Genomic DNA, 10623 nt, shown 5'->3' on the forward strand with positions numbered 1-10623 from the left:
CCGACAAGCCGATCTTGCGATCCACCTGCCGCACCAGCAGGACGCCTCCGTCTGAACTGAGCGCGCCTCCACCGAAATTCGCCTCGATTTCGCGGCGACCCACGCGCCCAAACACCATCTGTTGAACGGTACAACCTGGCATCGGTGGAACTCCTCCATATACGGCTTCGATACCTGTACTAGAGCGCCTTTTGGCGGTTCCGCCGACACCTCTTCACGAAATATCCGGGTTAGCCTCAACTTCTTGAACCGCCCTGTGCGGACCCACATGCAGGGTGGTGTGGCAGGGCGCGGTCCATAAGGGCTGCCGCCCATGCCGATCGCCGGATGATCCCGGATCAGCCGGCCCTGGCCTCGGTGACGCGCTTGGCGATGTGCTCGAGCGCTTCATCGACCTGATCGACGAGGATCAGGCAGAGATCACCGGGCTTGAGCGTTTCCAGCGCCGTATCGATGGCCAGGAACTCACCGCGGATTTCCCTCACTTCGGACGTCCGCTTGGCCTCCTTCAGGCCGAGTTGCAGCAGAGCCAGGACTTCGCCGTCGGCGCGGCCGCGCTGGCACTGGTCCTGGTAGAGGACGACCTGGTCGAAGGCGTCGCCGAGGATTTCCGTCTGCTGGCGAATGTCCTCGTCGCGCCGGTCGCCAGCGCCGCTGATGACGACGGTGCGGTGGCAGTCGGGTTTGAACGGCATCTTGTCGATGGCGTTGACCAGTGCCTGGATGGCATCCGGGTTGTGGCCGTAGTCGGCGATCAGCGTCGCGCCTCGATAGTCGAAGAGGTTGAAGCGGCCTGGCGCCGATGCGGCATCGTTAACAAAGCCGGCGAGACCGGCGTGAATGACGTCCCAGTCAAGCCCGAGCGCCCAGCCGGCGCCGAGTGCAGCCATCGCGTTCTCGATCTGGAAGCCGATCGCGCCGTTGGCGGTGACCGGTATCCCCGAGAGCGGGACGCGGTGCGTAAAACGGCCCTCGCAGGCGACGATGACGTCGCCGTCGAGATAGACGATGCGCTTGCCGAGGGCGCGATGCGTGGCCATGACCGGATGATGAATGTCGCAGGCGAAGAAAGTGATCTGTCCGGGGCACGAATCGGCCATGCGGGCGACCATCGGGTCGGCGGCATTGAGCACGGCGACACCGGTGTCCGGCTTGACGTTCTGCACGATCACGCGCTTGACGACCGACAGGTCCTCGACCGTGCTGATGTAGGCGAGACCGAGGTGGTCGCCCTGGCCGATGTTGGTGACGACGGCGACGTCGCAGCGGTCGAAGCCGAGGCCCTCGCGCAGCACGCCGCCGCGCGCGGTTTCGAGCACGGCCGCGTCGACGTCCGGGTGCATCAGGACGTTGCGCGCGCTCTTCGGGCCGCTGCAATCGCCGGTGTCGATGCGCTTGCCCTGGATGTAGACGCCGTCGGTGCTGGTCATGCCGACGCGGTGGCTGTTGCATCCGAGGATGCTGGCGATGAGGCGAACCGTGGTCGTCTTGCCGTTGGTACCGGCGACGGCGACGAGCGGGATGCGCGCGTCGTCGCCTTCCTTGAACATGTTGCCGATGATCGCTTCGCCGACCGCGCGGCCTTTGCCGAACGAGGGCTGCAGGTGCATGCGCAGGCCGGGCGCGGCGTTCAGTTCGACGATGCCGCCGTTCTGCTCTTCGAGCGGACGCAGGACGTCGCTGCAGACGATATCGACGCCGGCGATGTCGAGGCCGACCATCTGCGCGGCGGCGATGGCGCGCGCGGCGAAGTCGGGATGGACGTCGTCAGTGACGTCGGTAGCGGTGCCGCCGGTCGACAGGTTGGCGTTGTTGCGCAGGATGACGCGCTGGCCGCGCGCCGGGATCGAATCGGCGGTCAGGCCGTCTTCCGCAAGGCGGGCGAGGGCGATGTCGTCGAAGCGGATCTTGGTCAGGCAGGTGGCGTGACCTTCGCCGCGGCGCGGGTCGGCATTGACGAGTTCGACGAGGCTGCGCACGCTGCGCACGCCGTCGCCAATGACCATCGGCGGTTCGCGCCGGGCGGCGGCGACGAGCTTGTTGCCGACAACGAGGATGCGGTGATCCTGGCCGGGGAGAAAACGCTCGACGAGCACGGCATCGCTGATCTTGAAGGCCGAAGCGTAAGCGGCTTCGATCTGTTCGCGCGCCGTCAGATTGACGGTCACGCCCTTGCCCTGGTTGCCGTCCTGCGGCTTGACGACGACGGGGTGGCCGTTTTCGACGCCGATTTCACAGGCGGCAGCCCAGGCGTCGGCAGCGTTCGCCACCGGCCGGCCGGTCGGCACCGGAACACCGGCGGACTGAAGCAGCGTCTTGGTCAGTTCCTTGTCCTGCGCGATCGATTCGGCGAGTGCGCTCGTGCGGTCGGTTTCGGCCGCCTGGATGCGACGCTGTTTGCTGCCCCAGCCGAACTGCACCATGCTGCCTTCGGTCAGGCGGCGATAGGGGATGTTGCGCGCCATCGCGGCATAGACGATCGAACCTGTGCTCGGCCCGAGGCGGACTTCCTCGTCGAGCTCGCGCAGGCGGTGCAGTGCGTCATCGAGTTCGAAGGGGAGGTCGTCGACGGCGGCGCGGCAGAGTTCCTGTGCCAGTTCGAAGGCGAGGCGGCCGACGTCCTCCTCGCTGTATTCCACCACGACCTGATAAATGCCCTTTTCGACGGTTTCCGTCGTCCGGCTGAAGGTGACCGGACAACCCGCCTGGGATTGCAGGCCCAGCGCGGCGAATTCGAGGGCGTGCGCCATCGAGACGACGTGGAAGTTGACCGCCGGCTGCAACAGCGCAATCTCGGGAAAGCGCTCACGCAGGCGCGCTTCGAATTCCGGAATGTTGCTGATCGCGCGTTCGACCTCGTCGCACGCGACGATGGCTTCGATCGCGGTATGCCGACTCCACAGATTGGGGCCGCGTAGCGCCCGGATACGTGATACTTCCATGAAATTGTCCTTTTCCGTTCCTGTCCGTTCCGGCCTTCGCGACCGAAGCCAAGGCGTCACTGACCGCCCGCATTCGCCAAGCTGCTGATCATTCGATGAAAAAAGTCTCGACCCCGGTGCGCATGACGTCGAGCGAGACGTCGAGCGCCCAGGCGACGGCGACGGCGGCGAGCATGTTCTCGACATGCGCCGTGTCCTTGCCGCCCTGCGTCAGCGGGATGTCGGCGAGGCGGACCAGGGCGACCTCGCCCTGTGCGCTGGCCAGCATGATCTGGTCGTAGCGGACGATGACGGCGCGCTTGCCGTGGCTCAGGTGTTCGCTGATGACCGGCAGTTGCGGGTCGAGCGCGAAGTAGATGACCTCGCCGTCACACAGTGGCGCCATCTCGACGAGCATCGGCTCGCGTGCATTCAGAACGGCCGCTCCGTTCGGCAGCACCAGGTCGACCTGCGTGCGCAGGACGTTGAACACGTGCTCGGGCTTGTCGATGTAGTAGCGGCCGGTGTGCCGCGCAATATCGACGTTGGTGACGACGCCGATGTGGCAACGGTCGTAGGCGAGCCCTTCGCTGAGGATAGTGTCGCTGCCGTTCTCGAAAACCGCGGCTTCGATGGCGCGGTTCATCAGGATGCGATGCGCAGACGTCCAGTTGGCGCAGTCGCCTTTCTCGGTCTGCCGGCGATCGAGGAAGACTCCCTTGCTGCTGGTGAGCGCCGTGTGCTTGCCGGAGAGCGTGAGCAGGCGGGCGACGATGGCGGCGACCGTCGTCTTGCCGTAGCTGCCGGTGATGCCGATCAGCGGGATGCGCCCGTCGTCGCCGTTCGGGAACAGATGCTCGACGATCGCATTGCCGACCGGGCGAGGCTCGCCCGAGGCCGGCTTGATGTGCATCAGCAGGCCGGGACCGGCGTTGACCTCGACGATGGCGCCGCCCTGCGACTCCAGCGGCCGCGAAATGTCCTTGCACACGACGTCGACGCCGGCAATATCGAGGCCGATGACGCGCGCGGCGAGCGAGGCCATCTCGGCGGTGGACGGATGGACGCGGTCGGTGATGTCGTGCGCGTGCGTGCCGGTACTGAGGATGACGACCTCGCGGCCGAACGGCGGCACGGCATCCAGTGTGAAACCCTGCTGCGCGATCTCGGCGATCGCCTCGCTGTTCGTGGCGAGGATAAGGTCTTTTTGCGTCGCGGCGACGAGTTCGCTGATCGTCGACCGGCCGTCGCCGAGCACCGAGACGATTTCGCTGCGCGTCGCGGCGACGAGCTTGCCGCCGACCATCAGCAGCCGGTGTTCCGAGCCTTCAATGTGGCGCTCGACGAGTACCGCACAACTTGCCTCGTCGGCGGCGGCATACGCGGCGTCGATGTTTTCGCGCGTCGGTTGCGGCGTCCCGCCGGCAAACACACTGCGTCCATAGAGACCCTTGGCCGGTCGGATGATCAGCGGCGTTTCGACGTCTCCCGCGGCATCCCGGGCTTCGTCGGCATCGTCGACAACCCGGCCTTCGGGGACGGGGACGCCGCAGGACTGCAGCAGCGAGCGGGCGAGATCCTTGTCGCGCGAGATCGTCTCGGCGATGGCGCTGGTACGGTCGGTTTCGGCCGTCCAGATGCGGCGGCTGCGCACACCGTAGCCGAGCTGGACCATGTTGCCGTTGGCCAGCATGCGGATCGCCGGGATACGCCGCTCCTTCGACGTTGCCGCCTCGACGATGCAGCCGGTGCTCGGCCCGAGCAGCTTGTGTTCGGCCATCTCGCGCAAGCGCTCGACGTTGGCAGCGACATTGAACGGCCGGTCCTGGATCGCCGCCAGGACGAGCTCACGGCCGGCTTCGAGGCAGGCGCGCGTGACGTCTTCGTGCCAGGCGCGGACGACGACCTTGTAGACGCCGCGGATCGAAGTCTCGCGCGCCTTGCCGAAGCCGCCCGGCATGCCGGCGAGGTTCTGCAGTTCGAGCGTCACGTGTTCGAGGATGTGGCCCGGCCAGGTGCCTTCATCGAGGCGGCGCAGGAAGCCGCCGCGTTCGCCGTAGCTGCAGCGATGCTCGATCAGTGTCGGCAGGAAGGCCTTGAGGCGGTCGACAAAGCCGGGGATCGTGTTCGACGGATAGTCTTCGAGTTCGCCGATATCGACGATGGCTTCGATCACCGGGCGATACGTCCAGATGTTGGGTCCGCGCAGATAGCGGATTTCGAGAAACTTGATGTCTTTCGTATTCATGGAGTCCATGGTTTCAAGAGGGGCGTGTCGAGGTCTTCGAGGCGGGAAGTGGCGGCGCTTTCACCAATAACGCCGGCAATGTCATTTGGCTTACAGGAAGCGATCGAGAATCTTGCGGCTATGCGCGTCGAGCGCGTAGCGATCGCGGATGAGAAAGTGGATGCCGTGGCTGTCGGCGATGAGCAGACCCTGGATACCCAGGCGCCGGATGTCCTCTTCGCCCTTGAGGACGAATTGCGTGTCGCCGTGGTTCGTGACGACCTTCCACGTGCTCGGCGTCGCGAAGCTGGAAACATCGACGATGCGGCTGATGATCGGCATGAATTCTCGGCTGGCCAGTTCGCCTTCGACCAGTGCGCGCAGGTCGGCGGGGAGGTCGTCCACGCGATCGATCCAGGCGAGTTCGTGGCCGTAGGGGTCGACGATGGCAATGCCGTCTTCCGGTGAACTGATCGGGAAGGCACGCACGGTGGTTACGCCGGCGTGCGCAGTACCCTCGCTGTCGATCAGCATCAGGCGGCCGAAAGCGTCGCGTTGCAACTGAAAATCGGCAGTGGTGGTCATTCACGGTCTCCTTCCTGGTCTTCCGTGCTGCTCGGGCTGCCCGATCCGGCCTCGCCGTCGACATTGCGCGCCTGCGCCTGGTAAAGGCGGTAATAGTGTCCTTCGACCGCCATCAGTTCGTCGTGGTTGCCGACCTCGGCGACGCTGCCGCGGTCGAGGACGACGAGGCGGTTGGCGTCACGCAATGTAGATAAGCGGTGCGCGATGGCGATGGTCGTGCGGCCGCGCACCAGGTTGTCGAGCGCCTTCTGGATTTCCTTCTCGGTCGTCGTGTCGACCGACGAGGTGGCTTCGTCGAGGATCAGGATCTTCGGGTCAATGAGCAATGCGCGTGCGATCGAGATGCGCTGGCGTTCGCCGCCGGAGAGTGCCTGGCCGCGTTCGCCGACCAGGGAATCGTAGCCGTGCGGCAGGCGCAGGATGAACTCGTGCGCGTGCGCGGCGCGGGCGGCGGCGATGATCTCCTCGCGCGTCGCCTCCGGTTTGCCGTAGGCGATGTTCTCGGCGATGGTGCCGAAAAAGAGGAAGGGTTCCTGCAGCACCAGACCGATGTTGCGGCGGTATTCGGCGACCGGCAGCGAGCGGATGTCGACGCCATCGATCAGGATCGCGCCCTCGGTGACGTCGTAGAAGCGGCAGATCAGGTTTACGAGCGTGCTCTTGCCGGAACCGCTGTGACCGACGAGGCCGATCATTTCACCCGGCTCGATGGCGAGGCTGATGTCGCGCGTGACGCTGCGCGTGCCGTAACGGAAGCCGACATCTTGTAGTTCGATCCGCCCGGAGACGCTCGACAGATGCACCGGACTGGTCGGCTCGGGCACGCTGGATACGTGATCGAGAATGTCGAAGATGCGTTTGGCGCTGGCCGCAGTCTTTTGCGTCACCGAGACGATACGGCTCATCGAATCCAGGCGAACGTAGAAGCGGCCGATGTAGGCGAGGAAGGCGGTGAGCACGCCGACCGTGATGTCGTTGCGCGAAATCTGCCAGATGCCGAAGGCCCAGACGACGAGCAGGCCGACTTCGGTGAGCAGCGTGACGGTCGGCCCGAACAGCGACCACACCTTGTTGACCTTGTCGTTGACTTCCAGGTTGCGCACGTTGGCGGTACGGAAACGCGCCACTTCGCGACTTTCCTGGGCGAAGGCCTTGACGACGCGAATGCCCGGAATCGTGTCGGAGAGCACGTTGGTGACTTCGGCCCAGATGCGGTGCGCGCGGTCGAACCCGGAGCGCAGCTTTTCGCGCACGTTGTGGATCATCCAGGCGATGATCGGCAGCGGTAGCAGGGTGACGAGCGCGAGCAGCGGATTGATCGAGAAGAGGATGGCCGAGGTCATCAGGATCATCAGCACATCGGTCGCGAAGTCGAGGAAGTGCAGCGAGATGAACAGGTTGATGCGGTCCGTCTCGGAGCCGATGCGCGACATCAGGTCGCCGGTGCGCTTGCCGCCAAAGTACTCCTGCGACAGCTGCATCAGGTGTTCGTAGGTCGTTGTCCGCAAGTCCGCACCGATGCGTTCGGAAACGATGGCCAGCGAGAAGGTGCGCGCCCAGCCCAGGCCCCAGGCGAGGATCGCCGCGCCGAGAAGGCCGGACAGATAGAGCGCGACCAAGCCGGTGTCGATCGGCTTGCCGTTCTGGAACGGGATCAGCACCTGGTCCATCAGGGGCATGGTGAGATACGGCGGAACCAGCGTTGCCGCCATCGCCGCCAGCGATAACAAAAAGCCGCCGAACAGCTTCCAGCGATAGGGTTTGGCAAAGCGCCAGAGGCGGAACAGCGTCCAGGTCGAAGGTGGCGTGTGAATTTCCTTGCTGCACACCGGGCACTCCTCCTGTCCGGCGAGCAGCGGCGTCTCGCAGGTCGGACACAGCGCCTGCTCCGGTTGCGGCGGAACCTCGCCAGTCAGTTGAAACGCGAGCTGGCGATCGAAATGATCGATCAGGCGGCCGGCAGCCATGTCGCCGCCCAGTGTGTAACGCCAGATGGCCAGCCGCCCGTCGCCGTCGAACAGCTCAAGGCTGCCGACGCCCGAATGGTCGCGGCGCGTGAGCGAGAGTCCTGCGCGGTAGTTGCATGACTGCCACTGCGATTCGCCCGCCTGACGGGCGAGCAGCCGGCGGCTGGTAAGCACGACGAGGCCGGCTGCGTACCGAAGACTTTCGTCAAGGTCGATTTCCAGCCAGGCAAGCAGCTTTTCTTCCGCGCTCAATTGCGATCCGACCTCGCCGCGCCAGGCTTCGGGCAGCGGGATGGTCGTGGCCCCGAGGAGTTCAGGAGCGGCGGGTGCTGCGAGCTGGGAGGAGGGCGATTGGCGGGAAGTCATCGTTGGCGGGCCCAAAGGCATCGCGGAAGTTTGGAAGCCGGCAAGTATATCTGCCTTCGTTTGCGCTCTGGTGTAACAGCTTTCGACAGAAATGATGCAATATGTCCTTGCAAGTGATAATCGTTCGCATGTATAGTGATAACGTTTATCAGATCAGGATGATTTGCCGTGGCAGACGTGAGTGAAGCAGGGATGAAGGAAAGCGCCATGAGCAGCGATGTCGTGACTGGTTCTCCGGGGGCGGATGAACCGGGCCGTATCCTGGCTGCCGGGTGGTCGTCATGAATGCCGCGGCTTCATTCCCGCTGAGTATGGCCGACGAAGGCCGTCACGTACTCGTCGTTGCGCTGAAAGGCGGTTACGGGCTTGATCGCCGAATGACCGAGATGGGCCTGAATGTCGGCGCCAAACTCGTCGTCCGCCAGCGCGAAGGCGGCGGCGTGGTCGTCATGCGCGGAGAGACGCGCTTCGCGCTCGGTGGCGGCATGGCGCACAAGATCATGGTTGCTCCGCTCGCGGAAGCTTGATTTCATTGTTTTTGGAGAAAAGTAGATGACCACGCTGGGAGAACTCCAGGTTGGCGATTCGGCGAAGGTGACCGGCTACAGCGAGGCGGGCGGCAGCTATCGCCGCAAGCTGTTGAGCATGGGCCTGACGCCGGGGGTCGAGATCGGCATTACGCGCGTCGCACCGATGGGCGATCCCGTCGAGATTCGCGTGCGCGGTTGCAGCATCTCGTTGCGCAAGGACGAAGCAGCCAGCCTCAACGTGGAGAAGCTGTGATGAAGAAGAGCTTCACCATCGGTCTCGTCGGTAATCCCAACTGCGGCAAAACGACGCTGTTCAATGCCTTGACGGGCTCCACGCAGCGCGTCGGCAACTGGCCGGGCGTGACGGTCGAGCGCAAGAGCGGCGAGTTCCGCCTGGGCGAGGCTACGATCGAGGTCGTCGATCTGCCGGGAACGTACTCGCTGGACGTCGTCGACCGCGACATTTCGCTCGACGAGCGCGTCGCGCGCGATTACGTGCAGGAGGGCGAAGCCGATCTTGTCATCAACATCGTCGATGCGTCCAACCTCGAGCGCAACCTCTATCTGACGACGCAACTTGTCGAAATGGGCGTGCCGCTGCTCGTCGTGCTCAATATGGTCGACGTGGCCGAGAGTAAGGGCATGAAGGTCAGCGTTGCCGAAGTGGCTGCACAACTTGGCTGCCCGGTCCTGCCGGTGATCGCGTCGACCGGCAAGGGCGTGCCCGAGCTGAAGACGGCGATCGGCAAGGCGGTCGAAGAGGGGCCGCGGGCGAAAGCCGCGGTTGCCTATTCGGATGAATTGAACACTGCCATCGGCAAGCTGGCAGCGAGCATCGAATCGGCGAGTCCGGCAGCAAAAGCGTCGCCGCGCTGGCTGGCGGTCCGTCTGCTTGAAGGTGATGATCTGGCGCGCAAGATCGTTGGCGACGCCCTGGCTAGTGAAGCCAGGCAGGCGGCTAGGCAGTTCGGGGACGACCTCGACATCCTCGTTGCCGATGCGCGCTACAGCCTCGCGAACCGCATCGCCAACGCCAGCGTCCGCATCAGCGGCCAGGTCGCGCGCGATATGACCGACAAGATCGACCGCGTGGTGCTGAACCGCGTGCTCGGCATTCCGATCTTTCTCGTGATGATGTACCTGATGTTCATGTTCACCATCAACATCGGCGGTGCCTTCATCGACTTCTTCGACCAGTTCGCCGCGGCCTTGCTGGTTGACGGTTTCGGCGAGTTGCTGGGCAGCCTGGGTTCGCCGGAGTGGCTGACCGTGCTGTTGGCCAAGGGCATCGGTGGAGGTCTGCAGACGGTCGCCACCTTCATTCCGGTGATCGGCTTCCTCTATCTTTTCCTTTCGGTGCTTGAAGGTTCCGGCTACATGGCGCGCGCCGCGTTCGTCATGGACCGCTTCATGCGCTGGGTCGGTTTGCCGGGCAAATCGTTCGTGCCGCTGATCGTCGGCTTCGGCTGCAACGTGCCGGCGATCATGGCGACGCGCACGCTCGAGCATCGCCGCGATCGCCTGATGACGATCGCCATGGCGCCGTTCATGTCCTGCGGCGCGCGTCTGCCGGTCTACGTGCTGTTCGGCGCCGCCTTCTTCCCGAACGACGCGCAGAACGTTGTTTTTGCGCTCTACCTCATCGGTATCGCGCTCGCCGTGCTCACCGGGCTGATGCTCAAGAACTCGCTGCTCAAGGGCGAGGCGACGCCGTTCATCATGGAACTGCCGCCGTATCACCTGCCGACGCTGAAAGGCGTGCTGATCCATACCTGGGAACGCCTGGGCAGCTTCGTCATCCGCGCCGGCCGCGTCATCGTGCCGATGGTGCTGGTGCTGAACTTCCTCAACGCGGTCGGTACGGACGGCAGCTACGGCAACGAGGACAGCGACAAGTCGGTGCTCGCCGAAATCGGGCGCACGATCTCGCCGGCCTTCGCGCCGCTCGGCCTGAACGCCGAGAACTGGCCGGCCGCCGTCGGCATCTTTACCGGCGTGCTCGCCAAGGAAGCCGTCGTCGGCACGCT

General features: G+C 64.6%; 7 protein-coding genes. 3 read left to right on the plus strand and 4 right to left on the minus strand.

The window, feature by feature from the left end; translation table 11 throughout:
• Positions 1 to 338: 338 nt before the first annotated feature.
• The 4 genes from cphA (KBA32_RS12590) to KBA32_RS12605 form a co-directional block, all read right to left on the minus strand.
• Positions 339 to 2942, minus strand: coding sequence for a cyanophycin synthetase (gene cphA / locus KBA32_RS12590; RefSeq protein WP_294359418.1), 2604 nt, complete (start codon positions 2940 to 2942; stop codon positions 339 to 341).
• An 88-nt stretch (positions 2943 to 3030) separates the two neighbouring features.
• Positions 3031 to 5169, minus strand: coding sequence for a cyanophycin synthetase (cphA, locus tag KBA32_RS12595; protein WP_294359420.1), 2139 nt, complete (start codon positions 5167 to 5169; stop codon positions 3031 to 3033).
• A 90-nt stretch (positions 5170 to 5259) separates the two neighbouring features.
• Positions 5260 to 5733 carry a DUF1854 domain-containing protein gene (locus tag KBA32_RS12600; protein WP_294359422.1) on the minus strand — a complete coding sequence of 158 codons (474 nt, stop codon included), beginning with the start codon at positions 5731 to 5733 and terminating at the stop codon, positions 5260 to 5262.
• Positions 5730 to 7952: an ABC transporter ATP-binding protein gene (locus KBA32_RS12605; RefSeq protein ID WP_294359424.1), complete on the minus strand. Its 2223-nt coding sequence runs from the start codon at positions 7950 to 7952 to the stop codon at positions 5730 to 5732. The genes KBA32_RS12600 and KBA32_RS12605 overlap by 4 nt, the downstream gene beginning before the upstream one ends.
• Positions 7953 to 8347: 395 nt before the next feature.
• Here KBA32_RS12605 and KBA32_RS12610 point away from each other — a divergent pair, with 395 nt between their 5' ends.
• From KBA32_RS12610 to feoB, 3 genes are all read left to right on the plus strand, one after another.
• Complete coding sequence (locus tag KBA32_RS12610; protein WP_294359427.1) at positions 8348 to 8593, plus strand: FeoA family protein; 246 nt, start codon at positions 8348 to 8350, stop codon at positions 8591 to 8593.
• 25 nt (positions 8594 to 8618) lie between these two features.
• Positions 8619 to 8849: a FeoA family protein gene (locus tag KBA32_RS12615; protein WP_294359429.1), complete on the plus strand. Its 231-nt coding sequence runs from the start codon at positions 8619 to 8621 to the stop codon at positions 8847 to 8849.
• Positions 8849 to 10623 (plus strand): Fe(2+) transporter permease subunit FeoB (gene feoB / locus KBA32_RS12620; protein ID WP_294359431.1); only part of this gene is annotated, 1775 nt, incomplete at its 3' end. The genes KBA32_RS12615 and feoB, both read left to right, overlap by 1 nt.

The sequence above is a fragment of the Propionivibrio sp. genome (assembly GCF_017995515.1).
Taxonomy (GTDB): Bacteria; Pseudomonadota; Gammaproteobacteria; order Burkholderiales; family Rhodocyclaceae; genus Propionivibrio.